The organism is Streptomyces tyrfis, from assembly GCF_037034285.1.
Lineage (GTDB): Bacteria > Actinomycetota > Actinomycetes > Streptomycetales > Streptomycetaceae > Streptomyces.
The window spans coordinates 205,056-231,790 of the sequence record NZ_JBAGJZ010000005.1 but is presented as its reverse complement, the minus strand read 5'-3'; the positions used below and the strand labels follow the sequence as shown (position 1 = coordinate 231,790).

Annotated in this window: 21 protein-coding genes; 8 read left to right on the top strand and 13 right to left on the bottom strand. The window is 75.5% G+C overall.

What is annotated here, in order from left to right; all coding sequences use genetic code 11:
- Positions 1-31 precede the first annotated feature (31 nt).
- The 6 genes from WA762_RS06245 to WA762_RS06220 are packed head-to-tail and all read right to left on the bottom strand — an operon-like array spanning position 32 to position 6,242.
- Positions 32-493 (bottom strand): DUF6917 domain-containing protein, encoded by a 462-nt coding sequence (locus WA762_RS06245; protein WP_335933609.1) that lies wholly within the window; start codon positions 491-493, stop codon positions 32-34.
- The gene (locus tag WA762_RS06240) at positions 490-1,563 is read right to left on the bottom strand and encodes a Gfo/Idh/MocA family protein (protein WP_335933607.1); all 1,074 of its coding nucleotides are present in this window, start codon (positions 1,561-1,563) and stop codon (positions 490-492) included. Before WA762_RS06240 ends, WA762_RS06245 begins: the two co-directional genes overlap by 4 nt.
- On the bottom strand, positions 1,560-2,792 hold the full coding sequence (locus WA762_RS06235; RefSeq protein WP_335933605.1) for an Ldh family oxidoreductase: 1,233 nt from the start codon (positions 2,790-2,792) through the stop codon (positions 1,560-1,562). The genes WA762_RS06240 and WA762_RS06235 overlap by 4 nt, the downstream gene beginning before the upstream one ends.
- A complete protein-coding gene (locus tag WA762_RS06230) occupies positions 2,789-4,309 on the bottom strand; it encodes a M20/M25/M40 family metallo-hydrolase (RefSeq protein WP_335933604.1) in 1,521 nt (506 codons plus the stop codon). Before WA762_RS06230 ends, WA762_RS06235 begins: the two co-directional genes overlap by 4 nt.
- Positions 4,306-5,286, bottom strand: coding sequence for a sugar phosphate isomerase/epimerase family protein (locus tag WA762_RS06225; protein ID WP_335933603.1), 981 nt, complete (start codon positions 5,284-5,286; stop codon positions 4,306-4,308). The genes WA762_RS06230 and WA762_RS06225 overlap by 4 nt, the downstream gene beginning before the upstream one ends.
- Positions 5,283-6,242: a Gfo/Idh/MocA family protein gene (locus WA762_RS06220; protein WP_335933602.1), complete on the bottom strand. Its 960-nt coding sequence runs from the start codon at positions 6,240-6,242 to the stop codon at positions 5,283-5,285. The genes WA762_RS06225 and WA762_RS06220 overlap by 4 nt, the downstream gene beginning before the upstream one ends.
- A gap of 530 nt (positions 6,243-6,772) precedes the next feature.
- Here WA762_RS06220 and WA762_RS06215 point away from each other — a divergent pair.
- From WA762_RS06215 to WA762_RS06185, 7 genes are all read left to right on the top strand, one after another.
- Positions 6,773-9,184, top strand: a complete 2,412-nt coding sequence (locus WA762_RS06215) for a DegT/DnrJ/EryC1/StrS family aminotransferase (RefSeq protein ID WP_335933601.1) — start codon at positions 6,773-6,775, stop codon at positions 9,182-9,184.
- A gap of 136 nt (positions 9,185-9,320) precedes the next feature.
- Positions 9,321-10,298 (top strand): UbiA family prenyltransferase, encoded by a 978-nt coding sequence (locus WA762_RS06210; protein ID WP_335933600.1) that lies wholly within the window; start codon positions 9,321-9,323, stop codon positions 10,296-10,298.
- Positions 10,295-11,674 carry a flavin monoamine oxidase family protein gene (locus WA762_RS06205; RefSeq protein ID WP_335933599.1) on the top strand — a complete coding sequence of 460 codons (1,380 nt, stop codon included), beginning with the start codon at positions 10,295-10,297 and terminating at the stop codon, positions 11,672-11,674. Before WA762_RS06210 ends, WA762_RS06205 begins: the two co-directional genes overlap by 4 nt.
- Before the next feature lie 11 nt (positions 11,675-11,685).
- Positions 11,686-13,290, top strand: coding sequence for a class I adenylate-forming enzyme family protein (locus tag WA762_RS06200; protein ID WP_443080527.1), 1,605 nt, complete (start codon positions 11,686-11,688; stop codon positions 13,288-13,290).
- A gap of 161 nt (positions 13,291-13,451) precedes the next feature.
- On the top strand, positions 13,452-14,357 hold the full coding sequence (locus WA762_RS06195; protein WP_335933596.1) for a class I SAM-dependent methyltransferase: 906 nt from the start codon (positions 13,452-13,454) through the stop codon (positions 14,355-14,357).
- Positions 14,354-16,141, top strand: coding sequence for a CoA transferase (locus tag WA762_RS06190; protein ID WP_335933595.1), 1,788 nt, complete (start codon positions 14,354-14,356; stop codon positions 16,139-16,141). Before WA762_RS06195 ends, WA762_RS06190 begins: the two co-directional genes overlap by 4 nt.
- 26 nt (positions 16,142-16,167) lie before the next feature.
- Positions 16,168-17,898, top strand: a complete 1,731-nt coding sequence (locus WA762_RS06185) for a class I adenylate-forming enzyme family protein (RefSeq protein ID WP_335933594.1) — start codon at positions 16,168-16,170, stop codon at positions 17,896-17,898.
- Between the two features lie 37 nt (positions 17,899-17,935).
- On the opposite strand, the gene WA762_RS06180 is transcribed toward WA762_RS06185, so the two are convergent.
- Together WA762_RS06180 and WA762_RS06175 are read right to left on the bottom strand one after the other, a co-directional pair.
- Positions 17,936-18,709, bottom strand: a complete 774-nt coding sequence (locus tag WA762_RS06180; RefSeq protein ID WP_335933593.1) for a DUF2306 domain-containing protein — start codon at positions 18,707-18,709, stop codon at positions 17,936-17,938.
- 216 nt (positions 18,710-18,925) lie between these two features.
- On the bottom strand, positions 18,926-20,065 hold the full coding sequence (locus WA762_RS06175) for an erythromycin esterase family protein (RefSeq protein ID WP_335933592.1): 1,140 nt from the start codon (positions 20,063-20,065) through the stop codon (positions 18,926-18,928).
- Positions 20,066-20,165: 100 nt separating this feature from the next.
- Here WA762_RS06175 and WA762_RS06170 point away from each other — a divergent pair, with 100 nt between their 5' ends.
- Positions 20,166-20,969, top strand: a complete 804-nt coding sequence (locus WA762_RS06170; protein WP_335933590.1) for a TioE family transcriptional regulator — start codon at positions 20,166-20,168, stop codon at positions 20,967-20,969.
- 136 nt (positions 20,970-21,105) lie between these two features.
- Here WA762_RS06170 and WA762_RS06165 read toward each other — a convergent pair whose 3' ends face one another.
- From WA762_RS06165 to WA762_RS06145, 5 genes are all read right to left on the bottom strand, one after another.
- Positions 21,106-22,350, bottom strand: a complete 1,245-nt coding sequence (locus tag WA762_RS06165; protein WP_335933588.1) for an MFS transporter — start codon at positions 22,348-22,350, stop codon at positions 21,106-21,108.
- 6 nt (positions 22,351-22,356) lie between these two features.
- Complete coding sequence (locus WA762_RS06160; RefSeq protein ID WP_335933586.1) at positions 22,357-22,914, bottom strand: GNAT family N-acetyltransferase; 558 nt, start codon at positions 22,912-22,914, stop codon at positions 22,357-22,359.
- Positions 22,915-23,048: 134 nt separating this feature from the next.
- Positions 23,049-24,218 (bottom strand): type III PLP-dependent enzyme, encoded by a 1,170-nt coding sequence (locus tag WA762_RS06155; RefSeq protein WP_335933585.1) that lies wholly within the window; start codon positions 24,216-24,218, stop codon positions 23,049-23,051.
- Positions 24,209-25,558 (bottom strand): DUF6271 family protein, encoded by a 1,350-nt coding sequence (locus WA762_RS06150; RefSeq protein ID WP_335933584.1) that lies wholly within the window; start codon positions 25,556-25,558, stop codon positions 24,209-24,211. Before WA762_RS06150 ends, WA762_RS06155 begins: the two co-directional genes overlap by 10 nt.
- Complete coding sequence (locus tag WA762_RS06145; RefSeq protein ID WP_335933583.1) at positions 25,540-26,604, bottom strand: phytanoyl-CoA dioxygenase family protein; 1,065 nt, start codon at positions 26,602-26,604, stop codon at positions 25,540-25,542. The genes WA762_RS06150 and WA762_RS06145 overlap by 19 nt, the downstream gene beginning before the upstream one ends.
- Between the last annotated feature and the right edge of the window lie 131 nt (positions 26,605-26,735).

The following is a 26,735-nucleotide window of genomic DNA, read 5'->3' as shown; positions in this document are numbered from 1 at the left end:
CCCGCCCGCCCACGGCCCCGGCGCGTCCCGCTCAGCCCTTCGCGGTCGGCGGCCGCGCCGCGGGGGCGGGCTGCCCGGCCGTCGGCCGGGGCCCGAAGACGACCGGCGACTCGGGCCGCAGGGCGAGCGAACCCCCGGTCAGCAGCAGGGGGTTGTGGACCAGGATGTTGTAGTGGTTCGGGAAGTGGCAGCCGTCGAAGCCGAGCACCGGCCCCACCTCGGTGTCCCCGATCCGCAGGATGTCGCCGCGGTCCACCACCCCGCCGCACTCCATCTCGGCGAATCCGAGGAAGCCGACCCGGTCGATCCTGGCCCCCGCGACCGGGTCCCACTGGTCCGTCACCACCAGCTCGTGCACCTCCCCGGCGCGCACACAACGGCTGGCCCACTCCAGCAGGCTCATGCCCCGGTCGGTGCGGCGGTGCAGCAGCACCTTGACCAGGGTGGCGCGCACCGCCCGCTTGGCCCCGTCCTCGACGGCGTCCCCGCTCACCGCGCCTCCCGGACACACCGGGCGCTGGAGCCGGGGGCGGGTGCCCGTCCGCCGGGCGGCGGGTCCCCCGGCAGGCCCGCCGGGCACCGCCCCGCCGCCTCGCGCGCGTAGGCCTCGGCCACCAGTTCCAGGCAGGCGAGCCCGCCCGCGGCGCCGTCCCCGGCGGTGCTCCCGCATCCGCTGGTGCCCGCTCCCCGGCCGGCGTCCGCCGTCCCCTGGTCGCCGGCCCCGGCGCGGAGGGCGGCGAACTCCGCGAGGATCCGCTCGTACTCGTGCCACAGCGAGCCCTTGAATCCCTGGTGGCCGGCGAGCAGATCGGCGTGGAGCGCGCGCCCGTCCGCGAGGGTCACGGTGACGTCCTTCGCCTCCCCCGGGTACGACCAGTCGAGCAGCACCTCCGCCTCGGCGCCGTCGGCCGCCCGCAGCCGCAGATGGGCCGTGCGGTCCGTGCCGGCGGCGTCCCGGCCGACGAGCGAGTGGGTCAGGGCGACGTCGCCGAGCAGTTGGCGTACCAGGTCGAAGGCGTTGGGCCCGTTGTCCGCCACGCAGCCGCCCCCGCACCGCTCGGGCTCCAGGTACCAGGACTCGCCGGCGGTGTGTTCCTCGATGCGTTCCAGGTAGCGCACCCGGACCGTGCGCACGGGAGAGGCGGCCGCGGAGACCGCCTCGCGCAGGGCCAGGAAGGCGTCGTTGTGGCGGCGGTGGAAGGCGGTGAGCAGGGGGACGCCCGACTCGGCCGCCAGCGCGGCGAGTTCACGCCCCTGCCCGGCCGTCAGGGCGAGCGGCTTCTCGACGCAGACGGGCACCCCGGCGGTGAGAGCCGCCCGGCACACCTCGGCGTGGGCGTCGTTCGGGACGGCGACCACCACCCCGTCGAGGGCGGTCTCCCGCAGCATCGCGGCGGCGTCGGTCCAGCGGGGCGTCCCCTCGCCGTGCCGACGCAGCACCTCGGGGCGGGCGTCGCAGACGGCGGCGAGCCGCCAGTGCGGGGAGTGTTCCAGGGCGGCCAGGTAGTAGCGGGAGATGGCGCCGAGGCCGATCACCCCGAGGGCCGCGCGGGGAGCGGTCACGGGCGCTCGCCCCCCGCGTCCTCGGCTCCCCGCTCGCGGGCCGGCGACGCGCCGGGACCGTACGAGGCGCCGGGGCCGTGGGACGCGCCGGGCGAGGACTCCCCCGGGCCGGGCGGGGGCTCCTGGGCGCCGAACAGGCCCAGTCCGGTCAGCTCTTCGTGCAGCCAGGCGGGCAGCGGCACGCCGTCGCGCCGCCGGTGGAGCGCCCGTTCGGCCTCCCGCCAGCCCGGGTAGCGCACCGCCTCGTCCGTTCCGGGGACCGGCGGGCTGGCGTTGACGGTGCCGAAGAGTTCCCGCATCGTGTCCGCGAAGCCGTCCCCGGGGCGGAGCCGTCCGGGATCGACGGCGAGCAGCAGGAAGCCGATGCCGTCGTCCGTCCCCCGGGCGTCGTCGCCGTCCGTCAGGGCCTGCGGGGTGGGGCCGGTGGCGCTTCCGGAGAGCCCGGCGGCGAGCACCTCGACGGCCAGGGCGAGGCCGAATCCCTTGTACGCCCCGGTCTCCGGGTCGCCGCCGAGCCAGCGCAGCCGGGCCTCGCCCCGGTCGTAGGCGCCGGGGTCGGTGACGGGCGTGCCGTGCTCGTCCTCCAGCCATCCGGGCGGCACCGGCTCCGCGTGCCGCGCGGCCAGGCGGAGTCGTCCGGTGGGCACCGCCGTGGTGCTCATGTCGAGGACGAAGGGGCGGCCGGGGAGGGCGGGCGCGGCCACCGCGAGGGGGTTGGTGCCCAGCAGCGGCAGCGCCCCGCGCGGGGCCGGAACGAGCCGCTGGCCGCCGCAGTTGCTGGCCACGAGGCCCACCATCCCGGCCGCGGCGGCGCGGCCCGCGTGGAAGCCGGCGCACCCGAAGTGGGTGCCGCCGCGCACGGCGACGAGCCCGATGCCGTGCCGCCGGGCCCGTGCCACGGCGTCGTCCATCGCCTCGGCGGCCGCCCACAGTCCGAGGGCGCGCCGGTGGTCGACGACGGCGCAGGCGCCGAGATCGGTCAGGGTGACCGGCTCGGCGCGCGGGTCGCACCGTCCGGACTCCAGCAAGGGCAGGTAGAGCCGGGCGAGGTTGAACAGCCCGTGCGAGGGGAAGCCGCTCAACTCGCCGTGGCAGAGCGCCTCCGCGGCGGTCCTGGCGCGGACGGCGGGCATGCCGTGGCCGGCGAAGAGCCCGGTGAGGGCGTCGAGCAGCCGTTCGTGGGCGACGACGACCGGGGGCGCCGCGGCCGGTCGGACGGTGGTGGTCACGCGGTGGTACCGCCTTTCGGTGGGAAGCTCCCCTGGACGGGGACGGATGGTGGGGGCAGGTCCCCGGACGGTGGGGCCGGCCCGCCCGCGCGCCCCGCCACGGGCTCGGGAGCGTCGCCTTCGGCGGGGACTCCGGCGCGGCTCCCGGCGAAGTCCGCGGCGGCGCTCCCCGCGGTGCCCCCTGCGGGGGTCGCGGCGGGCTCCTCGGCGGCGTTCCCGGCAGGGTTCCCGGCGGCTCCGTCGGCGGCGTTCGTGGCGAACGCGACCAGGAGGCGGGCGACGATCCGGGCGAAGCGCTCCAGGTCGTCGAGGTCGATGAACTCCCCTTGCGCGTGCGCGTGGTTGGCCTCCAGCGAGCCGGGCCCGAGGACCGCGGTGTGGGCCCCGGGCAGCCCGCTCGCCCAGATCGCGTCGCAGGTGAAGCCGGGGTCGTCGGCGGGTGCGGGGAGGGCTCCGGCCGCGCTCAGCAGCGCCTCGCCCCACGGCTCGCCGCCGCGCAGGGCCGGCAGGTCGCGCTTGTCCCAGCTCAGCCGGACGATCCGGGCCGCGTCCCCGGCGGTGCGCGCGAACGCGCGGGTGGCGCCGAAGCGCCGGGCGAACGCGGCCAGGCCGGTGTCCAGGGCGTCGGTGACGGCGTCGTGGAGCCGCGCGCCGTCGGGTCCGGCGCCGTAGGAGAGGTTGAGGAGCAGGGCGCCCCGGCCGTAGACGCGGTTGTGGCGGTCCCCGGTGTGCAGCCCGGCGACACAGACTCCGGTGCCGGGGACGGCGCCGTCGAGACGGTGGGCCAGGTGCTGGGCGAGGTGGCCGAGCAGGACGGTGGCGTTGTGCCCGGCCTCGGGCCGGTCGTCGACGGCGTCGTCGCCCTCGACCGTGATCCGGGCCGTCATGGCGGCGGTCGCGCGGGGCAGGGCGCGCAGCCCGGTGGGCTCGCAGAAGACGTTGAGCCGTCCGTGGTGGCCGGCCGCGATCAGCGGGCGGGTGCCGTAGACGCCCATCGCGCCGCCCTCCTCGCCCGCCACGGCCTGCACCAGGACGGCGACGTCCCGGCCGATCCCCGGGTGCCGGGCGGCCGCGGCCCGGATCCCGGCCAGCAGGGCCACGGCGGGGCCCTTGGCGTCCACGGCTCCCCGGCCGTGGACGCGACGGCCGTCGAAGCGGACCGGTTCGGCGCCGGCCACGGTGTCGAGGTGCACGTTGAACATGACGGTCCGGGCGGGCGGCAGCCGGGGCCCGCGGCGCAGCAGCAGGCTGGGCTGGGCGGCGAGGAAGCCGGGGTCGGCACGGGCCGCCTCCCGCACCGTGGCGGGGACGCCGGGGCGCTCCAGCCAGTACGGCTCGGCGGGGGCGTGCCGCACTACCCGCAGCCCGCACGCCGAGGCGGCCCCGGCGTAGAGCTCCTGGGCGGTGCGCAGGCCCCGGCCGCCGTCGGCGCCGCCCTCCAGCGGGCCGGCCGTGGGCAGTTCCAGCAGGCGCAGCAGGAGTGCGTGGTCGCTCGCGCGCAGCAGGGGCGCGGTCATGGGGTGCCTCCGCGCGGTTTGTCGTCCGCCGGGGCGGCGAGCAGTCCGGCCAGGCGGCGGCCGGCCCGGACGAAGAGCTCCGCCGCCCCCTCGCCCGGCCGTGCCAGGCCCTCGTGCGGGCGCACGGAGAGATGGGGTTCGATGGAGTACGCGCCGCCGTATCCGGCCTCCGCCAGCAGGCGCAGGCAGGTGCGGACCTCGGCCTCGCCGTCGCCGGGCAGCGTGTAGGCGGTTCCGCCCGCCGCGTCGCGCACCGCGTCCTTGACGTGCACGTGGTCCACGAACGGCAGGAGCGGGCGCAGCAGTTCCGGGGCTCGGTAGCCGTACGGGACGCCGTTGCCGATGTCGAAGAGCAGGCGCAGGGCGGGGCTGCCCACCTCCGTCAGGAGGCGCAGGGCGCGTCCGGCGTCGGCGCCCGCCCAGCCGGCGCAGTTCTCGTGGAGCAGGGTGAGTCCGGCGGCCTCGGCACGGTCCGTGAGGCGGTGCAGCCGGTCGACGGCCCTGCGCCCCCATTCCGCCTCGGGCAGGCCGTCGTTGGGGTACGACATCACGCGGACGCGGCGGCAGTCCAGGAGGGACGCGTACTCTTCCAGGACGCGCAGTTCGTCGAGGTCCTGGGCGAAGTCGGCGGTGACGGGGCGGGCCCAGTTGCCGATGCGGGAGGCGAGGCAGACCACCCGGACGTCCTCGGCGGCGAGGCGGCGGGCCAGGGCGCGGACCTCGTCGCGGGGCAGGTCGGCCAGGGGGACGCCCTCGACGGAGCGGAGTTCGAGCGCGGTCCAGCCGAGCGCCCGTACGGCGGCGAGCTGGCCGTCCGCGCTCGCGGCGGCCTCGTCGGTGAGACCGGCCAGCACCGGGGGCGCCGACGGCCCGGGCGGCACGGCCGCGGAAGACGCGGACGCCGAGGGAGACGCGGACGCCGAGGGGTCCGCGGGACCGGGGGCAGGGACGGGCGGGGTGGCGGAGTGGTCGGTCACAGCAGGGCCTTCGCCTCGCAGACCAGGCGGGCCGCCTCCGCCGTGGTGGTGAAGCGGCCGTGCGGTGAGCCGCCGGCGAAGTCCCGGTAGGCGGCCTGGAAGAAGGCGAGCAGGGCGTCGTCCCGGAAGATCTGGGCCGGCCGGCCGGGGAGTTGGAGCCGGGCGTGGTCGTCGTCCTCGCCCACCGGGTAGTGCGCGACGACGGTGGCGTCCCGGAACTCCAGTTCCACGCTGCGGCGGCGGACGGGCGAGGTGAGGTCCGAGCGCAGGGTCGTGCGGACCCCGTCGGTGTGTTCCAGTTCCACGAACGCCCCGCCCAGCCGCGGGCGTCTCTCCCGGTCGGTCCGCAGTTCGGCGCAGGAGGCGCGCACGACCCGGGCCGGGCCGCAGAGGTGCACGGCGAGGGCGAGGGCGTGCGGGACCTCCACCTCCAGGGCGGTGCGGTGGGAGTCCGAGGCGAGGGAGCGCGTGAACCGCGGCTTGTCCTGGTCGACGGTGAGCCGCCGCAGCGGCCCGTAGGGCTGTTCCGTCACCAACCGCCGCATCCGGTAGGTGAGTTCGGCGTCCAGCCAGTGGGTGACGGCCATGATGCCGAGTCCGGCCCGCTCGCGCAGCCTCAGCAGGGCGGTCAGTTCGTCCCGGGTGGTGGCGAGCGGCTTCTCGATCAGCAGACGGGTCACCCCGTGCTCCGCCAGTTCCCGCAGCAGCGGCAGCCGGCCGTGCGGCGGGGTGCAGACATGGGCGACGGTCGTCCTCGGGTCGCTCACCCGGCCCAGGGCCTGCCGGGGGGAGGTGGTGAGGACCACGCCCGAGAGGTCGCGCGCGAGGTCGGGCCGCGGGTCGCAGCCGATCACCGGGGCCAGCCGGACCTGCCGGGACCGCGCCAGGTTCCGCAGCGCCCGGAGATGCAGTCCGGCTCCCGAGCGGCCGAGCCCTATGACCAGGGGTTGTAACAAGGTGGCTCCTTCACGGAGGAGGGACGGCGGTCGCGACGACGCGGAACGGCGCGCGCCGGGATCCGCGTCATGCGTGGTGGACGGGCGGGGAACGGGCGCGTCGCGCCGCACGGGCACGGCACGGAGGAGCACTCCGCACGGGTACGGGGGAGCGCTCCGTGCGGGTACCCGGGAGCGAGGGGCCGCCGACGCCGGGCGGAACGCTCCGGTCTCCCGGCCCGCTTCCCCACGGACCCTTTCGGCACCGCGACGCCGACGTCAAGCCGAGCCGGAAATGAACACCGCAAAGGGTGAAGCGGAAGGTTTCCGCTACCGGGCCGGGTTTCTCTTCGGCCACCCTGATCCCACGCGCACCGCAGACCGGGAAGGGTGTCAGGGTGGGGGCCGAAGCAGAGATCAACAGCCTTGCGAGGAAAGGGAATTCGGGAGGCGATCCGGATCCCGGGGCGCCCTCGCCACCCGTCCCGTTCTTCTCCCAGGCGAAGGGATTCGCACGGCTGTGGCCATTGGTCGAACGGAATCTCCAGCGCGTGTTCGACAGCGGGAAGTTCTCCCACGGGGCCCAGGTCGCGGAATGGGAGGAGGCGCTCGCCGCCCGCACCGGGGCGCGGTACGCGATCGCGGTGAACAGCGGCACGGACGCGCTGGTGCTGCTGCTGCGCGCCTGCGGGCTGCGCCCCGGCGACGAGGTGCTGGTGCCGGCCTACTCGTTCTTCGCGACCGCCTCCTCGGTGGCGCTGGCCGGCGGTGTGCCCCGCTTCGTCGACATCGATCCCGAGACCTACGCCATGGATCCCGGGGCCCTGGCCGAGGCGGTCACGCCCGCCTCCCGCTTCGTGATGCCCGTCCATCTCTTCCACGGGATGGCGGACATGGCGGCGATCTGCGAGGTGGCGCGGGCGCACCGGCTGACGGTCGTGGAGGACAGCGCCGAGGCGATCGGGATGCGCCGGGGCGGCCGGCACGCCGGGCTGTTCGGGGCGGGCGGGGTGCTCTCCTTCTTCCCCAGCAAGACCCTCGGCGCCCTCGGCGACGCCGGGGCCGTTCTCACCGACGACCCCGAACTCGCCCACGCCGTCGACGCGTTACGCCATCACGGCCGCGCCGGTCGCACCCTCGACGACTTCCCGGCGATCGCCACCCGCAGCAGCCGGCCCGGGGCGAACAGCAAGATGGACGATGTGCAGGCCGCCGTCCTGCTGGCCAAGGCGACCACGCTGGAGGAGGACATCGCCCGCCGCGCCGCCCTGGCGGCCCGCTACACCGAGCGGCTGCGCGACGTCCCGGGCGTGCTGCGGCTGCCCCGGTCCACCGCCCGGCCCGACCGCGGCGACCGCGACGTCTTCTACGTCTATCTGATCGAGGCCGAACGGCGGGACGCCCTCGTCGCCCACCTCGACCGCCACGGGATCGGGACCGAGGTCTACTACCCGGTGCCCCTGCCGCGTCAGCCGGCCTTCGCCGGACTGGCCTGCCGGGACCGGGCCTTCCCGCACGCGGAGGCCGCCGCCGAACGGGCCGTGGCGCTGCCGCTCCACCCGGACCTGGGCTTCGAGGAGGTCGACCGGGTCTGCGAGGCGGTCGCCGGGTTCTACGCGGGGCGGGGTGCGCACGCGCCGGGAATCCCGCGCGTCGCGGCCGCCTCGCAGGCCGCGGGCGGCTCGGGTTCCTCACTCGTCTCCGGCGTCTCGCGAATCTCCGGCGTCTCACAGGCCCCGAACACCCCGGGCGCCCCGCCCTTCCCCGCGGCGCCCGCCGCCACCGCGGCGCCCTCCCCCGCCCCCCGTCCCGACGGCAAGGGCGCCGCCCCGCGTACCGACGGCCGCGTCCCCTTCTTCCCCCGGCGGCTCTTCGAGGCCGACCGGGACGAACTCATCGCGCTCGTCCGCGAGGTGGCCCTCGACCCCTCCCAGCGCTTCATCCTCGGCTCCCGCACCGCCGAGTTCGAGCGGGTGCTGCGCGACTCGCTCGGCGCGTCCGACGTGGTGCTCTGCGGCAGCGGCACCTCCGCGCTGGAGCTCGTCCTCACCGCCATGGAGGTGGGGCCCGGGGACGAGGTGGTGGTCCCGGCCTACGGCTGCGCCCCGCTGGCCGCGTCCGTCGTCAACGTCGGCGCCACCCCGGTCTTCGCGGACGTCGACCCGCACACCATGGTCGTCGACCCGGACGACGCGGAACGCCGCATCGGGCCCCGGACCGCCGCGCTGATGCCGGCCCACATGTTCTCCGTGATGGCCGACATGCCCCGCTTCGCCGACCTCGCCCGGCACCACGGACTGCGGCTGGTGGAGGACTCGGCCGTCGCCCAGGGCGCCGTCCTCGGCTCCACCCCGGCGGGACTGTGGGGCGACGCCGGGGTCTTCTCCTTCGTCCAGGTGAAGTCCTGCGGGATGCCGGGCGAAGGCGGCGCCGTCGTCACCCGCGATCCGCGGCTGGCCGACCGGGTGCGGATGCTTCGCAACCACGGCCAGGACGGACGGCAGCGCTTCGTGCACCACCTCGTGGGCCGCAACAGCCGGTTCGACGAGATCCAGGCCGCCTTCCAGCTGCACCGCTTCGCCGGGCTCCCCGACCGTCTCGAACGGCGCGCCCGGATCGCCGCCTACTACACCGAGCGCTTCGCGCCGCTGGCCGGGCGGGGAATCGTTCCGCCCCCGGCGGGCCGCGACGGCCGCTGCTACTACGTCTACACCCTGCTCGCCGAGGAACGGGACGCGCTCCGCGCCCACCTCGACCGCGCCGGCGTCGACACCCATGTCTACTACCCGCTGCCGCTGCCCGAGCAGCCCGCCTTCGCCCCGTACGCGACGCCGGGCGAGGCGTGGCCCCGGGCCGGGGCCGCCGCCGCCCGCGCGCTCTCGCTGCCGGTGCACCACCTGCTGAGCGACGCCGAGGTGGAACGCGTCGCGGACGGCGTGTGCGCCTTCGCGGCCGGGCGCTGAGCCCGACGGGCCCGGCCGCGCCCCGCCCGTCCGGTACGGGCCGGCGGCCGCGCCCCCGGGCCCGTACCCACCCCACCCCACACCGCCCCTCCGTCGTCGCACGGTCCCCGACGGACGACACGAAAGACCGAGAACCATGACACAGAGCGCCACGGCCGGCGCCCCGGCGGCATCCGCCGCGCCCCGGCCGGAGAGCAAGCTGAGCAGCTACCGCAGGCTGGGCAAGCTCGACGTCTTCGACTACTACCTGAGCACCCCGGTGGTCCTGGCCGCCGTCCTGCTGCCGCTCTCCGCGCTCGACCGGCGGACCGTCACCGCCCTCGTCCTCTTCCTGCTCGGGCAGGTGCTGGTCATCATGGCGATGGTGGCGCTGGACGACGTGACCGGCTTCCGGGACGGCAGCGACCTCGCCAACTACGGCCCCGACAACCCGCTCCGCAACAAGCTCCGCAAGCCCCTCGTCGCCGGCACCCTCAGCGAGCGCGAGGCACTCCGCTTCGCCTGGGTCTGCGCGGCGGCCGGGGCGGCCGTCTGGGCGCTCACCGCCGCCCTCGCCCCGCACCGCCCGCTCTGGGCGCTGATCCTGCTGGGCCTGCTCTACGTCGTCTCCCTCCAGTACTCCTACGGGCTCAAGATCAGTTACCACGGGTTCCAGGAGGCGTTCCTCGCCGCGCTGGGGCTCGTGCTCGTCATCGCCCAGTACGGGCTGCTCACCGGGGAGTTCAGCGGCTTCCTGTTCGTTCAGGGCGTGCTGTTCGGCTTCGGGCCGCTCATGTTCGGGGTGTACTCCAACACCAACGACATCGAGGGCGACCGCGCCGTCGGGCGGCCCACGGTCGCGGTCCTGGTCTCCCCGCGCGGCAACGCCCTCTTCATCGGCGCCCTGTCCGCCGCCGAGTATCTGCTCGGCGTCATCGCGTCGGCGACCGGGCTCGCCCCCTGGTGGTTCGCGCTGATCATGCTCCCGGCCGGCTGCCTGCGGCTGCGGCAGTACCTCACCGGCTTCCGCGCCGGGAACATCATGGCCGCGCGGCGGATCGGCTTCCGGGTGCACCGGCTGGGCGTCGTGCTCCTCGTGGTGACGAACCTCCTCGTCGGGGCGGGTGCCGCATGAGCCCGTCCGCCTCCCCCGACCTCGACGTGGCCGTCGTCGGCGCGGGTCCCGCCGGGCTCACCGCCGCCCATGAACTGCGCCGCGCCGGACTGGACGTGCGCGTCTACGAGAGCCACCGCGAGGTCGGCGGCCGGATGCGCAGCTTCCGGCACGCGGGCTGGACCGTCGACCAGGGCGCCGAGCAGATCCCCTCGCAGGGCTACCGCGCCACCTGGGAGCTCCTCGGCCGGCTCGGCGTGCGCCGCGACGAGGCGCCCCGGATCGGCGGCGGCGTCGCCGTGTGGCGCGACGGCCGTCCCAGGCCCGGGGTGGGCGGGCCCGGGGCGCTCCTCGGCGGCGGCGCCGGGCTCGGCCCGGCCGCCCGGCTCGACCTCGCCCGGCTGCTGGCCCGGATCGCCCGCGACCGCCGCCGCTACGACGGCGACCGGCCGCGGCACACTCCCGCCGGGGCCGCCACCGTGCGCGCCCTGGCCGGGCGCTACCACCCCGACCTGCACGACTATCTGCTCCAGCCGCTCGCCGGCTGCTGCTTCGGCTGGGACACCGCCCGCTCCGCCGCCGCCCCGATGCTGAGCCTCCTCGCCGAGGTCGGCCCGCCCTCCGGCTGGCGGACCTACCGGGACGGCATGGATCTGCTGGCCCGGCGGCTCGCCGCCACCGTGGACGTCGAGACCGGCCGTGCCGTCCGCGAGGTCGTCGCGGCCGGGGACGGGGCCCGGCTGCGCCTGGACGACGGCGAGGTGACCGCGCGGGCCGCCGTCCTCGCCGTACCGGCCCCGGTCGCCGCCGCGCTGCGGCCCGGGGCGCCGCCGGAGGAGGCCGGGTTCCTCGGGGCCTGCACCTTCAGCTCGGCCCTCAAGGTCAGCTGCCTGCTGGACCGGCCCCTCGCGCCCACGGCGGGCGGCCGGCCCCTCTACCTCCTGCTCACCCCCGCCGTCGAGGAGGACGTCCTGTCCGCCGTCATCGCCGACCACGTCAAACACCCCGGGCGCGCCCCGCACGGCCGGGGCCTGCTCACCCTCATGGCCGCCCCGGGGACCGCGCCCGGTCCGGGCGAGTGCCCGGAGGAGGAGACGAAGTCCCGGCTGATCGCCGCCGCCGAGCGCTATGTGCCAGGGCTGGGCCGGGCCACTCTCCACAGCTTCGTGCACGCCTTCCCGCACGCCCTGCCCGAGGCCACCCCGCGCGCCCTGCACCTGCGCGACCGCTTCCTGCACCGGCCCGCGGGCCCCGTCGAGTACGCGGGCGACTGGGTCATGCTGCGGCCGGCCTCCGAAGGGGCGGTGCGTTCCGGCTCCCTCGCCGCGGCCCGCGTCCTCAGCCGTCTCGGCGCCCGATTGCCGCGCCCCGCCCGGCGGTTGGAGGCGGCCCGGTGAAACCGCACGACATGGGAGTGCTCTTCGACGAGGCCGCGGACCGCGGCCACACCACCGTCGTCCACCTCGACCGGCCCTTCGACCTCGCCCCCGGCGGCGGCACCCGCTGGATCGTCCCCGGCCTCGCGGAGCTGGTCGCCACCACCGCCGCGCGACTGGCCGCCGCCGGGGCGCGCCCCGGCGAACGCGTGGCCGTCGTCAAGGAGAACCACTGGGACTACGACCTGCTCGCCTGCGCGGCGGTACGCGCCGGGGCGGTGCCCGCCCAGCTCTCCGGGCAGCTCGACCCGCCGGTCCTGGCCGCCCTGCTCGCCCGGCTCGAACCCGCCGTGCTCGTCACCTCCGCCGCCCTGCTGGAGCGCTGCCGGGCCGGCGGGGCCGATCTCGCCGCCCTGGCCGGTACCACCGTCACCGTGGACGGGGCCGGCCCGGACGCGCTGCCCACGGGAGGGGCCGCGCCGGGCGCCGTGCCGCTGGACGAAGTCGTTCCGGGGCCCCGGGTGCACCATCGCCGCCATGACGACGAACCCCTGGTCATCAACCACACCTCCGGCACCACCGGGGTGCCGAAGCTCGTCGTGCATTCCACGCGCACGATCATCCGCAAGCTCGCCCGTTTCGAGGCCGTCCCCTATCCGGGCATCGGGGTGCGCCGGGACGACACCCTGCTCCACGCCGGTTCGTACGCGCACGGGCGCACCTTCTGCTGGACGGGCGTCGCCTTCGCGCGGGCCCCCCGGGCCGTGGTCCTGCTCTCCGGGCCCGACCCGGACAACGCCGACCCGTTGCTGCGCACCCATCCGCCCACCATCGTCGAGGCCCTGCCCAGCACCTATGTGCGCCTCCAGCGGCTCACCGACCGCCTCGACAACGCCTTCCGGCGGGTCCGGCTCTACATCAGCACCTATGACGCCGTGCACCCGCCGACGATCCGCGCCTATCTGCGGGCCAGCGCGCGCCGGAACCCGGTGTGGATGCAGGGCTGGGGCCAGACCGAGACCGGCCCGCTCACCTTCCGGTTCCACACCCGCCGGTCCCCGGGCGACGGCCGCCGCGCCACCGCCCGCGATCTCGGCCGCCCCATCCCCGTCAAGACCCGGCTGCGCGTCGTCGACCCGCGCACCCAGCTGCCGCTGCCGCGCGGCCGGACCGGGCTCCTCCAGGCCCGGACCGCCGCCCTCGCCCTCGGCTACGTCGGGGAGGAGAGCCGCTGGGCCGGCAAGCACCACCAGGGCTGGTGGAACACCGGCGACGTCGGGCTGCTGCGCCGCGACGGCAGCGTCCGGCTGCTCGACCGCGAGGTCGACAGCCCCGGCCGGTTCAGCTGCCTGGAGACCGAGGACGAGCTGGAGGAACGGCTTCCCGAGGCGCTGGAGTGCGTCGTCCTCGGCCGCCCGGACGGCGGGGACCCGCTGCCCGTCGTCGTCACTCCGGACGGGTACCTCGATCCGGTGCGCTGGAAGACCGCCGCGGCCGGGCTCCCGCCGCTCGCCGAGCCCACCGTGCTCACCTGGGACGAGGTGCCGCGCACCGGGACCGGGAAGGTGCGGCGCGCCGTCCTGCTGCAACGGCTCACCGGGGACTCCGGCACCTGCGGCACCGGCCGCTGGACCTGACCACCCGTCACGCGCACGGCGTCGCGGGCCCCGCACGCCCCGGCGCCCTCATGCCCCGGCGTCGGCAGGTCCCGCCGCCACCGCGGGGCCGGGTCCGACGCCCTCAGTCCGTCGCCCCTCCCCTTCGCCCCTCAGCCCCTCGACCCATCGGAGGAATCACCGTGCCGCAGCCGACGGCCGCCCGCCCCGCTCCGGGACCCGCCCCGACCGAACGGGAACACGTCCCACCGGCCCCCGGGGACGCCCGGACCGCCCCGGACCGCGCCGGGTCCGCCCCCGGGTACGCCTTCGACAACGCCACCCCGCACAGCACCGAACAGCACCGCTGCCTCGCCGCCGCCTACGATCCCGTGACCCTGCCCCGGCTCGCCTCCACGGGTGTCGGCCCGGGCTGGCACTGCCTGGAGGTCGGCGCCGGCGGCGGCAGCGTCGCCCGCTGGCTCGCCGGGCGCGTCGGCCCCGGCGGCTCGGTGCTCGCCACCGATCTCGACCCCCGCCACATCGCCCCCGCCCCGCATCTGGAGGTGCGCGCCCACGACATCGTGCGGGACCCGCTCCCCGAGAACCGCTACGACCTCGTGGTGGCCCGTCTGGTCCTCCAGCACCTGCCGGAACGGCACGAGGTGCTCGCCCGGCTGGTCCGCGCGCTGCGACCCGGCGGGGTGCTCCAGATCGACGAGTTCGACACCTCGTACGAACCCCCGCTGCTGGCCCCCGATTCGGAGGCCGAGCGGGTCTACACGGCGTTCCTCGCCGCCAAGTCGGCAGCTCTGCGCGCCGCCGGCGGCGACCCGCACTGGGGGCGGCGGGTCCCCGGGGCGCTGCGGGACGCCGGGCTGGTGGCGGTCGACGTGCATCCGCACATCGAGGTGCGGCACGCCGGTTCGGCCAGCCTCCAGCTCCAGCTGCACCACACCGGCCATCTGCGCGAGCGGCTCCTGGCCCAGGGACTGACGGCACGTCAACTCGACCGGGTGCGCGCGCTCATGACCGATCCGGGCTTCCGCGCGGCCTCCAGCGTCCTGTACTCGGTCCAGGGCCGGAAGCCCGGGGGCGCCACCCGATGAGCACCGCCGTCAGCCTCCCCGTGCCCGCCTCCGTTCCCGCCGCCCCGCCCGTCGTCGCCGAGGAGGTGGCGGCGCGGCTGCTGCGCCGCACCGCCGGGGACACCGGGCGGTCCGCGGTGCGCCGCACGACCGACTGGGCCGGGCCCGTGGCCGAAGCCCTCGACGGGGAGGGCGCCGTCCAGGCCGCCTGCGGGATCATGCACGTCCACGGCAGGGCGGGCGGCGGACCGCTTCCGCTCGCCGTGGAGTACGCGGCCACCGCGGCCGGGGTGCTGGCCGCGCAGGGCGCGACCGCCGTGCTGCTGGCCCGGCACCGGGGGCTGGAGCTGCGCGAGGTGCGGACCTCCGCCGCGCAGGGCGCGCTGCTCGCGGTCTGCCAGTACCTCGCCGAGGCCACCGCGCCGCCGGACGAGTCCGCCCGCCCGCGACCGTCCGGCGCGGTCGCCGGCGGTGCGACGCTGGTGTCGGCGGAGGGCGCGGCCTTCGAGGTGGAGACCCTCGACCCCGAGGCGTGGCGGGTCTTCTGGGCGCGGCTCGGGGTCGCCGCGCGGGTGGCGGGGCGCGGCTGGGCGCCGTTCCAGCAGCGGTTCGCGACCGCCGTCTGCCCGCTGCCGGACGCGTTGCGGGACGCCGCCCGTGCGACTCCGCTCGCCGCCCTGCGCACGGCCGCGGCGGCCGGCGGGGTCAGCCTGGTCGAGCTGTCCGACGATCCGGCGCCGGCCGGGCTGCCGGAACCGGTGCGGCTCACCCCGGGGCCGGGCGGGGGGCACGTTCCCGGCCCGGGTGGTCCGCGCGTTCCCGATCCGGGCGGCGGTCCCCTGTTCCCGGGCGCGCTGCCGCTCGCGGGTCTGCGGGTCGTCGAGTGCACCCGGCGGGTCCAGGGGCCGCTCGCCGGGCACGTCCTGCGGCTGCTGGGCGCGGAGGTCGTACGGGTGGAGCCCCCGGGCGGCGACCCGATGCGGGGGCTGGCGCCGCTGGCGGGCGGCTGTTCCGCCCGTTACGCGGCGCTCAACGCGGGCAAGCCGGTCGTCGAGGCCGATCCGCGCACCCCCGCCGGCCGTGCCGCGGTGCGCGAACTCGTCGCGGGCGCCGACGCGTTCGTGCACAACTGGGCGCCCGGACGCGACGCGCGCCTCGGCCTCGACGCCGAGGGGCTGTGGCGGGTGCGGCCGGACCTGGTGCACGCGAGCGCCTCCGGTTTCGGGGACGCCTATCCGGCCGGGCGCGCCCCGATCGGCACCGACTATCTCGCCCAGGTCCGCGGTGGGCTGGCCGCGGCCCTGCGTCCGGCCGGCGAGCCGCCCGCGCCCTCGCTCATGACGCTCACCGACGTCCTCGGCGGGCTCGTCTGCGCCCAGGCGGTCGTGGCCGGGCTGCTGCGGCGGGCCCGTACCGGGTGCGGTGTCCGGGCCGAGACCTCGCTGCTCTCCGCCGCCGCCCTGGTGCCGCGTCCCGCCGTCCGCCGCCCGGGGTGGTCGCCGCTCGAACTGCCGTTGCGCACGGCCGACGGCCGGCTGTATCTGGGTGAGCGGGCCCGCGCCGACGTGTCCGCGCTGGCCCGGATCGCCGGGGTGCCCCACGCCGGCCCGGAGGCGGTCGCCGCCCGCTTCGGCCGCCGCACCGGCCGGGAGTGGCGGGACCGGCTGCGTTCGGCCGGGCTCGACGCCACCGAGGTCCGCACCGACCTGGCCGCCCTCCCCGCCGACCCCGCCTTCCGGCACGCCGTCGCCCCGGCCCCGCCGGGCGGGTGCGCGACGGTGCGCGCCCCCTGGACGTTCGCGTGACGGGCCCGGCGGGGAAGGCCGCCCCCGTGACCGCCGTGCTCCCCCGTGGGCCGGTGACCGCCCCGGGCCCGGACCGTGCGGCGCGGACCGGATTCCCGGGCGGGCCCGACGCCCGCGGGGACGGTGTGTGGATCTCGCGGGCGGGGGTGGCCGTTCCCGACCGCGTGCCCCTCGCCCAGCGCCGGGCCTGGACCGGGCAGGGGCTGTGCCCGGACCGCGACCTCTACGCCCTGTTCCATGAGCGGGTGCGCCGCCACCCGGGACGGCAGGCGCTTGTGGAGAGCGGCGAAGCGGCCGGCGGCGGCCTGGACTACGCGGGTCTGGACGCCGAAGTACGCCGTATCGCGGCCCTGTTCACCGAGGCGGGCCTCGGCGTCGGGGACGTGGTGGCGCTGCGGCTGCCCGGCGGCCGGGACGCGGTCGCCGCCGAGCTCGCCGTCTACGCCATCGGTGCGGTCGCCCTGCCCTATCCGCCGGGCGGGGGCAGCCGGGACACCCTGGCCCTGCTGGGGCGTTCGCGGGCGCGGGCCGCCGTCCTCGGCGATCCCGCAGATCTCGCCGTGTGCGCGGAACTCCCCTTTCTCGACGTGGTGTTCGGTACGTCCAGGGGGATGCCGGGCACCCGCCGGCTGGACGCGCGGGCCCGTCGCCCCTGGCGGCCCGTCCCGGTGGATCCGGCCGCGCCCGCCCGGGTCATGGTCTCCTCCGGCACCGAGACCGCGCCCAAGATGGTGGTCTACTCGCACCAGGCGATGGCCGGCGGCCGGGCCGCCTATCTCAGGGCGCTCGACCCGGACGCGGCCGGACGCCGCCATCTGGTCCTCGTCCCGCTCGGTTCCTCCTTCGGGTCCTGCGGCGTGGTCACGCTCGTGGGGCTCGGCGGCACGCTCGTCGTCCCGCCGTCGTTCTCGGTGCCGGAGGCGTTGCGGGCGCTCGCCGTTCACCGCCCCACTCATGTCTTCGGGGTGCCGACGATGCTGCGCCGGATCGCCGAGAACCACCCTGCTGGGCAAGGGGAGTTCCCGTGGCTGAGGGCCCTGGTGTCCAGCGGCGCCGCGCTGCCGGACAGCACCGCGCGGGTCTGCGCGGAGCGCTTCGGGCGGCCGGTGCTGACCGTGTACGGCTCCTCGGACGGCGTCAACTGCCATACGGTCTGGACGCCCGGCGGCGTCGAGGGGTGTGTGGGCAGGCCGGACCCGGCGGTCGCCGGCATCCGGATCACCGGTCCCGACGACCGCCCGGCGCCGCCGGGCGCCGTGGGTGAGATCCAGGCCAGGGGGCCCATGACCCCGCTCTGTTACCTGGCCGCGCCCGAACTCGACGCCCGCTACCGCACCCCCGACGGGTGGGTGCGCACGGGCGACCTCGGCCGGATCGGCCCCGACGGCCTTCTGTACGTCCAGGGCCGCATCAGGAGCGTGGTGATCCGGGGCGGTCTCAACATCAGCACCGCCGAGGTCGAGCGCGAACTCGCCCATCACCCGGCCGTCGCGGAGGTGGCCTGTGTCCCGGTCCCCGACCCGGACCTGGGCGAACGGCTCTGTGCCTGCGTGCGCCCGGTGCCGGGGGCGGCGGCGCCCGCCCTGGCCGAGCTCAACTCCTTTCTGCTCGGGCGGGGTCTGGAGAAGCGCAAGCTGCCCGAACGTCTGCTGCGGGTGCCGGTGATGCCGCTCGGTCCCACCGGCAAGCTCTGCCGCCGCACCCTGACGGCCCGGGCCTCGGACGCTCACCCGGCGGGGCGGACGCCCTCCGGCTGAGAGACGGGTTCCCGCCCGGCCCGGTCGGTCGCCGGACTCACCGCGGACCGCTGCCCTCCTGTCGCAGCCCGGCCGCCGGGTCCGGGGCGGCGGCCGGGGTGAGGCGGCAGGCGGGCAGTCCGCGCCGGCGGATCATCAGCTCGGCGACGACCAGGTTGGGCAGCCAGCTCAGGAAGGGCAGGGGAGCGTAGGCGTTGTCGAAGACGCGCGTGCCGTCGACGGCCCCGTCGGCGGTGAGCACCTGGACGAGGATGAGGACGCCGAGCCACGCGCGGAGCGTGACCGCGGCGTAGGTGAGGGCGAAGCTGCGGATCATCCAGGCGCGGTGGTTCGGCAGGTCGCGCTCGCGGATGGCACGGTAGCCGCGCCAGGTGACCCAGGCCCATATCACGGCGAGCGCGCCGAACCCGAAGAAGCCGTCGAAGGCGATCGAGCTCGCGAAGGACATGACGAGGCCGGCCACCGATCCGACGGCCACGCCGAGGACGTAGACCCGGCCGCTCCAGCGGTGGACGGCCGGGATTCTCCTTCGCAGCGCGGTGGAGAACTGGAACGGCCCGGCCAGCAGGGCCAGCGAGGCCGTCACGATGTGGGTGTAGAAGGCGACCTGGATCGCGATCGGCCGCTGCGCATAGGACGCGGACAGGCCCTGGCCTCCCGGCCTGATCGGCAGGCGGGCTTCGGCGTAGCCGGCCACGACGTACCCGACGATCCCCAGCGAGGTCAGCAGGACGACGCTCCAGCGCACGCGTGCGCCCCACCGCGCCTTCGCGGCGGTCGGGGTCGGATCGGGTGTGGCGGTGATGCTCATGGGCGGTCCCCATCTGCTCGGCGTGAGAGGGGCTCGCGTGCGAGGGCGGGGATGCGGGGCGGGCGCCCCTGCCTCCCCGCCCGATGCGAGCCCGCGTCAGGCTGGATAGCAAACCGGCTCGGAGTCGGCAATCACCGAGCACCCCCGCTCGCCGGCCAACGCCCGGACGCCCTCTCGTCGTTCGGCCCCGCGACGCCGCAGGTATTCGTCAGCCCCCTAGGGGGTCGTGCCGGTGGCGATGTGCAGGATCGCGTCGGCGCCGTCGAGGGTGGAGCGGTCGAGCGGGTAGTAGCCCTGCTCGGGGGTGGTGTCGGTGCGGGTGCGGGCGGGGCCGGCCTCGGTGGCCGCGGTGAGGCCCCAGGGTGCGGCACGGCGTTGCAGGAGGCCCTCATGGGTGTCCGGTTCCGGCTCCGCCAGTCCGAGGATCTCGCTGCGTCCCAGGCTACCGGCGACGAAGCCGTAGCGTTCGCCCAGCAGGGACCCCACGATGGAACCGGCACCGGACCAGTCGAGCCTCTCCCCTCCCAGCCGCAGGGTGCTGCGGTCCCGCTGGAGGTGGAGGTTGTGGGCGAAGACCAGCGTCGGCCCCCTCGGGCTCTCGGTCTCCCGGATGTCGAGGAGGTTCTGCGCCATCAGCGCGTCCCGTGTGGCGAGTTGGCGGGTGCGGCGCGTGCCCGGCTCTGCGGGTTCCGCCGACTGCCGGTGGTAGCGCAGCAGGCCGATGCCCGCGGTGAGGTGCGTCCTGGCGTCGAGCCAGCGGGCGCGCGAGGTCGCCGCGATCAGCTCGGGCGCGCGGGTGTGGAGCGCGAGGAGCAGGTCGTCCGCGATCGTCCGCAGACGCGCGGCGCCGGCCGTGGCGCCGACCGACATGGCCGGGTCCATGACCGCCTCCGGGCGGCTCCACCCTTCGTCGTCACCGGCGAGGTCCGTGAGGTCGAGGGCGATTCCCAGGTAGTCGCGGGCGTGTTCGAGGTAGCGGCGGGGGCTGGGGGCGCTGTCGTTCTCGGTCTGGATGTCGAAGCCGTGGAAGGCCAGGCGTTCCTCCGGCGGCCGGTTCCGGTTGTGTGCGCGCATCCGGACGACCAGTTCCCGGTTGGCGTCGAACCGGCCGAAGCCGTGGGAGAAGCCCTCGTCCATCACCTGGTCGAGGTCGTCGGCGCCGTCCTGGACGAAGTCGTTCACGAGGAGCGCGGCCACCCGGTCGGTCTCCAGCGCGATCGACCGGAAGCCGAGGTCGGCCAGCTGGACGAACAGTTCGTTGCGGATCCGCCCGAAGGCCGGTTCGCGGTGGGTCGGTTCGCCGAGCGCCAGCAGTTCGCACGACGGGGTCACGAAGTCTCGTATGTCCTGGGTCATGAGCCTCCAGCGTATCCTTGAAAGCCCGGTTGAGACTTCTGGCGCAGGTCCGCCGAACCGCCGCTCGACCGCCCGGAGAAGTCTCCAACCGGTGAGAGGCATGCGACCGTCCGACCTCGCGCGTGAGCACGGCATCTCGGCCCAGGCGGTCCGCAACTACGAGCGGGACGGCTTCCTCCCGCCCGCGGAGCGCACACCGAGCGGTTACCGGATCTTCACCGAGGTGCACGCGGCGGCGCTCCGGGCGTATCTCGCGCTGGTCGCGGGCCACGGCCACGCGGCCGGCGGCCGGATCATGCGCGCGGTCCACCGCGGCGCGCCCGACGCCGCCCTGGCGGTCATCGATCAAGGCCACAGCCAGTCGCTCCGCGACCGGGAGACCCTCGACGCGGTGCGGGGCGCGGTGACGCGTCGGACGCCGGAGACCGGGGACGCGCCCGGCCGGCCCATCGGCCCCGCCGACCCCGCTGCCGACCCCGCTGCCGGTCCCGCCGCTCACGCCACTCACGCCGCCCGGACCATCGGTGAACTCGCCCGCCGGCTCGAAATCACCCCGGCGACCCTGCGCAACTGGGAGGCCGCCGGCATCCTCTGCCCCGCGCGCGATCCGCGCACCGGCTACCGCGTCTTCCGCGCGGCCGACGTCCGCGACGCCGAACTGGCCCATCTGCTCCGGCGCGGGGGGCATCCGCTGGAGCACATCGCCGACGTGGTCCGCCGGATCCGGACGGCCGGGGGCGCCGACGCCCTGTCCGCCGTGGTGGACGAGTGGCAGCGGAAGCTCACCGCGCGGGGCCTCGCCATGCTCGACGCGGCCGGCCGCCTCAGCCACTATCTGAGTGTGCTCGACCGTGCCGGTCCCGAGGCGACCGGGGGCGTCCGGTCCCGGCCGCCCGCCGGTTGAGGCCGCCCCGGCGCCGGAGCCCCCGTGCCCGTGTCGCCTCCGGCACGCCAGTGCCGGGAACGGCCGGTGGGCGGGGCGACCGCGGCGCGTCGCCTCCGGTCGCCCCGCCCACCGGCCCGGCACGGTTCCCGCCGGGTCAGGTCGCGCTGGGCTCGGGTTCCGGCTCGGCCTCGGGCTCGGCGGTCCTCGGCCAGCTGATCCGGGTCGCGCACAGCGACACCAGCAGCGCCGAGACGGCGACCGCGCCCATCCCCCACACCAGGCTGCCGGCGTTCGCGATGAAGCCGATCACCGCCGGTCCGGCCAGCAGCCCCGTCGTCCCCATGGCCGCGACGAGGGACAGCGCCTGGGTGCCCTGGCCCGCCGCCGCCACGTACACACACGGGGTGACGGCCGCCACGCCCAGGCCGACGCAGGCGAACCCGATCAGCGTCGGCACCACCCCGCCCGCCAGCAGGGCCAGCGCCAGTCCCACCCCGGCCACCGCGCTGCCGGTCTTGACGATGGGACCGTCGCCCCAGCGGCTGCGCCAGCCGTCGGCGAAGAGGCGGGCCAGCACCATCATGACCGAGACGACGGCGATGCCCATGGGGGCCAACTGCGCCGAGGCGTCGACGACATCCTTCAGATAGAGCGCGGACCAGTCGTTCATGGCGCCCTCGGTGACCGTGCCGAACACCATCGCGCAGCCCATCCACAGCGTCACCCGGGACGGCATGGTCAGCCCGCGGCGGCTCTTCTTCCCCGGTTCCCGCTTCCCGTCGTCGCTCGGGTCTTCCGTCGCGGTCCCCGAGTCGCCCGTCGCCGTCTCCGAGTCGTGCGTCAGCAGCCCGGAGCGGGTGAGTCCCACCAGCAGCAGCAGGAGCACGGCGGCCACCCCGAAGTGCGCCGCGACCTCCGTCGTCACCGTGTTCACCCCGGAGGCGAGCAGCGCCGCGAACAGGGAACCGGCGCTGAACGTCGCGTGCAGTCGGGACATGGCGGTCCGCTGGTACGCGGCCTCCAGCGCCGCGCCCTGCGCGTTCATGGCGACGTTCAGGCAGCCGACGGCGACGCCGTCGCAGGCGATGACCGCGAGCGCTACCGGGTAGTTCGGCGCCGCGGCCAGTGCGAGCAGCAGCAGGCTCAGGCAGACCGCCGACAGGAACGCGAGACGCCGGGATCCCAGCCGTCTCATCAGCGCTGTCACCAGGGGGAACGACACCGCCGCGCCCGCGCCGCAGGCCATCAGCAGCAGGCCCAGTTCGGCCTCGGAGAGGTCGAGCCGTGTCTTGATGGCCGGGAGCCGCGACGCCCAGGTCGCGTACTGGAACCCGAGAAAGCAGAACAACGCCGCGATCGCGAGTTGCGCCCGGTGGAATGGGTCACGAACGCCAAACATGTGAGATCAGCCCACTTCGTCTTCCGGAGATGCCCCGAGCGGTGGCTCATCGGCGGTTCTCGTGCTCACGGTGCGGTCGCCCGGCACCGGCCTGGACATGTACACCGCGCCCGGTCCATAGCCCGGCGGGGGCAGGAGCTCGTGGTGGGCGCGGTATCCCTGCGCCGACCAGAACGTGTCGCTGCCGGTGACCGCGATCAGGGAGATCCCTCGGTATCCCTTCGAACCGGCGGTCGTCATGAACCGGCGCAGCAGGGCGCGCGCCAGTCCTCTGCCGCGGAACTCCTCGGCGACGACGATGTCGTGCAGGTGCAGGTTGCGCGAATGGAAGACGACGTCCTCCGGCCGGTCCAGGTCCGGGAACTCGAACTCCGGGTACGGCAGGGCCAGCAGATAGCCGGCCGTCCGCCGCCCGTAGTCCAGTACGAAGCAGGTGCCGGGCGAGGCCTGGGCCCTGGACCTCAGCACGTCCCGCCCCTCGGACAGCCCGTGGGGGCCGTACACGCCGGCTTCCAGTGCGGTGATGCCGTCCCAGTCGCGCTCGGAGATGTGCCGTATGCGCACGTGGTGATCCATCGGTCTCTTCGCCGTCCGTCTCTTCTCCGTGAATCCGTGTGTCCGTGTGTCCGTGTGTCCGTCTGCGCCAGGGGGCCATGGAGACCGTGGGCCCGTGAGTCGGCCGGGCGCCGCGGGCCCGCCTATGCGTCGTCCGTCCAGGCGGCGGGAAGCGGGGCGAAGCCGTTGAACCCCTGGGTCATGTATCCGGTGGCGTAGGCGCCGCAGGAGAGGATCCAGACCGGGTCGCCCGACGCGACGGCCCGGGGCACGAGGACGCGGTTGTGCGCGTGGGCGTAGGCGTCGTCGCTGTCGCAGGTGGGTCCCGCGACGACGGCCGGGACGTCGTCCCCGCCGTCGTGCGTGGGAAACAGCAGCGGGTACTGCAACTGGTCCATCTCGTAGAGGCCGTTGAACTTCCCGCAGCTCAGATAGAGCCAGTGCTCGCGTACGCCGTCGATCTGCTCCCTGGCCGAGAGCCGGGCCACCCGCGCCCGGATCGCCCCGTGGTCCGCGACCAGATGGCGTCCCGGCTCGACGAGGAACTCCAGCGGCGAGCCGGACACCGCCCCGAGGTGCTGCATCCCGTCGCGGATCACGGCGAAGACCTTGTCCACCGGAGGCACCAACGGCCTTCCCCGGCTGTCGAGATAGCCGAGGGCGGGCAGTCCGCCGCCGAGGTTGACGCGGTCCAGCGGGATGCCCCGGCGGTTCAGGACCACGATGACGTCCGCGAGGCGCTCGAAGGCGTCCTGCCACGCCTCGGACGTCATCTGCTGCGAGCCGACGTGCACGGACAGCCCGGAGGGGGTCAGCCCGGCCGTCCGGGCCGCCTCCAGGACGCGCACCGCGTCGGCCCCGGAGCAGCCGAACTTCCGGCTGAGGCCCCACAGGGCCCCGTCCCCGGCGGTGGCCAGCCGGCAGAACACCCGCGACCCAGCGGCATGGGCCGCCGTCGCCGCCACGTCCTCCAGGCTGTCGGTCGCGAAGTCCCGGACGCCCAGACGGTAGGCGGCGGCGATGTCGCGGTCGGACTTGATGGTGTTGCCGTAGTGGATCCGGTCGGCGGGGGCCCCGGTGCGCAGGGCCTGTTCGATCTCGCGGGGGCTCGCCGCGTCGAAGCCGGAGCCCCGGCCGGCCAGCCGGGCGAGCACCGCGTCCACGGGGCATGCCTTCATGGCGAACCGGACGTGGACGCCCGGGAGTTCCCGCAGGAGCGCTTCGTACTGCGCTTCGATTCCCGCGAGGTCGAAGATGATCCGATCCTCGGTGGCGGCGGCCAGCGCGGCGCGCATGCGTGCGTTCAGGCGCATGACGCCGACGGGTCCGGGTGGGCCGGCCGGGACGGGCCGGGGAGGAGGCCGGTGGTCCTGCTCGCCCGGATCAGCGGCTCCCACGCCTCGGTCAGCACGGCGAAGTCCTCCATGTCCTCCTGGGCCTCTTCCAGCAGCCGTTCGCCGCGCGCGGCCAGGGACGCGGCGAACTCCTCGTACCGGCCGCCGAGTCGGCGGTACGAGCGGTCGATGACGGCCAGTCGCCGTACGTTCTCCTCCCGGTCCAGGCGGGTGCTCCGCCTGACCAGGTCGACGACCGCGGCGGGCCGGACCCGGTGGCGTTCGTCGAGCAGCGAGGCGCCGGCCTCGGCCATCCGGTCGTAGACGAAGTTGAGGTAGAGCATCGACAGGAAGAACTTCGTGAACCGCAGCTGGTAGGCCATGAACCCGGCGTCGGTCCTGCGCTCGGGGGTGTAGAAGTTCACGATGTTGCGGTTGTGCAGCACGCCGGGCAGCGTGCCGTCGTGGACCAGGTGCATCAGGAAGTAGTCGCTGCCGATGGTGTCGGTGGCGGGCGGCAGCGGCACGCGCTCGTACACCTCGTCCAGGAAGGCGATGTTGCACATGTCGACGCGCATGGGGTCGACATGGGTGAGCGTCGAGTGGTCGCGGACGAACGGGTCGGCGCCCGCCCCCTTGAACGACTCCTCGACCAAATCCCGCTTGCGCTCCTCCGGCCAGTCGAGGGGGGCCCACAGGCTGACGACGTCGTGGTAGACGTCGCGGTCGAGCCGGGCGATCTCCCCGATGTCCACGGACAGTTCGCCGACGAAGGAACCGCCCACCATCGCCACCGGCTTGCCGGCGTCCTCCGGGTCCAGCACCGTCTCCGACACACCGCCCTCGGCGTCGGCCGCGGTCTTTCCGAGCGAGGCGAGTTCGTGGTGGACGGGGTAGACCGGCCGGCCGTCCAGGAGCTGGTAGTCGCTGTCGGAGTCCCTGCGGTGCACGGACCGGCAGCCGAGCGCGGCGGCGATGAGGAACGCCCGGTTGGTGCAGGCGCCGTAGGAGATGCCGGACGGCAGCATCAGGTCGAGGACGAGGTCGGGCTTGATGACGCCGGAGCGCCGGATCACCCGCTCCAGGAAGTCCCGCTGGCGCACCTCGGACAGGTGATGCACCGTCACGCCGGGTGCGCGTCGGGACTCCTCGACGACCCGGGCGTGCCCGGCGAACACCTCGTCGTCGGAGGAGTCGAGGATCAGCAGGTGCACTTCGACGCCGAAGTGGGCGGCGGCGTAGTCGGCTTCCTCGCCGACGGCCGAGATCGTCGCCGGGCAGGCCCTGTTCGTGGGGAGGGTCAGGCAGATTCTGCGCACACCGGCTCCCCGGTCGACCGGACGGCTTCCCGCTCGTTCCAGGACGCGAGCCCCAGCAGCCGCTCGCCGAGGCCGTTCAGCTCGGCGGTTCCGTACCTGAGCGACTCGTGCCTGACCAGGTCGCCGACCAGGGTCTTGTTCCAGTCCGGCGTGCCGAGGTGGCGCCATGAGTCGATCCGGGAGCGGCGCAGCTCCTCGTGCGATTCCAGGGCGGGCATCATGGAGAGGTACTGGACGGCCCGCACCCCGTTCTCGGAGGTGTTGCGGGCCACGCCGTGCGCCAGCAGGCCGTTCCAGATCAGCAGGTCGCCGGCCTCCAGCTCCGGGCGGACGACCGGGAATTCGGCCCGGTCGACGTCCGGCCTGATCGGGTCCCGGTCCGCGGGCTGCCCGACCTTCCACTCCTCGAACCGCCGGAACAGCTCGGGCGAGCACTGGAATCCGCCGAGTTCCGGCCGCGTGTCGTTGAGCGCGATGATGCCCTGCACCCGCTGCGGGAGCACGCCGAGCGAGGTGTCGACGTCCCAGTGGAGGTCGATGTCGAAGCCCTTGTCCGTGGGGGCGATGAGCGCGCGGTCACGGTTCTTGATGTTGGGCGGGTTGAGGTTGAGCCGGTCCAGCGTCACCCACAGTTCCTCGCAGTCCCACACGTCGACGAACGCGTCGTAGACGCGCCGCGCCTGGCGGCTGTCCCAGAGGAGCTGGTGGTGGTACGCCTCGACGAAGCCGTAGACGTGGAGCTCCCGGTCCAGGTCGGTGCGGAACGGGCGGTCCTCGTACCAGGTGTCGGGCCGGGCCGGGTCGAGCCCCTGGAAGTCCCAGGTGAAGTCGAGCAGGCGCTTCGCCGCGTCGGCGGGGATCGCCTGCTTCACCACGACGTAGCCGTAGGTCTGCCAGGCGGCGAAGTCCTCCTCGGACAGCACCCGGAGGTCGTGCTTCTTCCGTATGTCCCTCAGGGGCGTCTGCGCCAGATACGACTCGCCGTCGGAGCTGAAGTACGGACGGTCCGATGCGGCGCGATGCAGGTACGGAGCAGGGGTCGGCATGCGATCACTCCAGGGTCGAGGTTCTCGGTGGCTGAGGGACCGACCGCTTCCGCGGCGGTTCCGGTGCGGGCGCCGCGGCGCGGCGCGGCCGAAACGGAGCGGCCGGTGCGGCCGGGCCGGACGACCCGGTC

Coding starts and splice junctions, on each gene's coding strand:
- WA762_RS06230 (WP_335933604.1), bottom strand. CDS start 4,309: ATGACCGCGCCCCTGCTGCGCGCGAGCGACCACGCACTCCTGCTGCGC.
- WA762_RS06210 (WP_335933600.1), top strand. CDS start 9,321: ATGACACAGAGCGCCACGGCCGGCGCCCCGGCGGCATCCGCCGCGCCC.
- WA762_RS06205 (WP_335933599.1), top strand. CDS start 10,295: ATGAGCCCGTCCGCCTCCCCCGACCTCGACGTGGCCGTCGTCGGCGCG.
- WA762_RS06200 (WP_443080527.1), top strand. CDS start 11,686: ATGGGAGTGCTCTTCGACGAGGCCGCGGACCGCGGCCACACCACCGTC.
- WA762_RS06190 (WP_335933595.1), top strand. CDS start 14,354: ATGAGCACCGCCGTCAGCCTCCCCGTGCCCGCCTCCGTTCCCGCCGCC.
- WA762_RS06180 (WP_335933593.1), bottom strand. CDS start 18,709: ATGAGCATCACCGCCACACCCGATCCGACCCCGACCGCCGCGAAGGCG.
- WA762_RS06175 (WP_335933592.1), bottom strand. CDS start 20,065: ATGACCCAGGACATACGAGACTTCGTGACCCCGTCGTGCGAACTGCTG.
- WA762_RS06170 (WP_335933590.1), top strand. CDS start 20,166: ATGCGACCGTCCGACCTCGCGCGTGAGCACGGCATCTCGGCCCAGGCG.
- WA762_RS06165 (WP_335933588.1), bottom strand. CDS start 22,350: ATGTTTGGCGTTCGTGACCCATTCCACCGGGCGCAACTCGCGATCGCG.
- WA762_RS06155 (WP_335933585.1), bottom strand. CDS start 24,218: ATGCGCCTGAACGCACGCATGCGCGCCGCGCTGGCCGCCGCCACCGAG.
- WA762_RS06145 (WP_335933583.1), bottom strand. CDS start 26,604: ATGCCGACCCCTGCTCCGTACCTGCATCGCGCCGCATCGGACCGTCCG.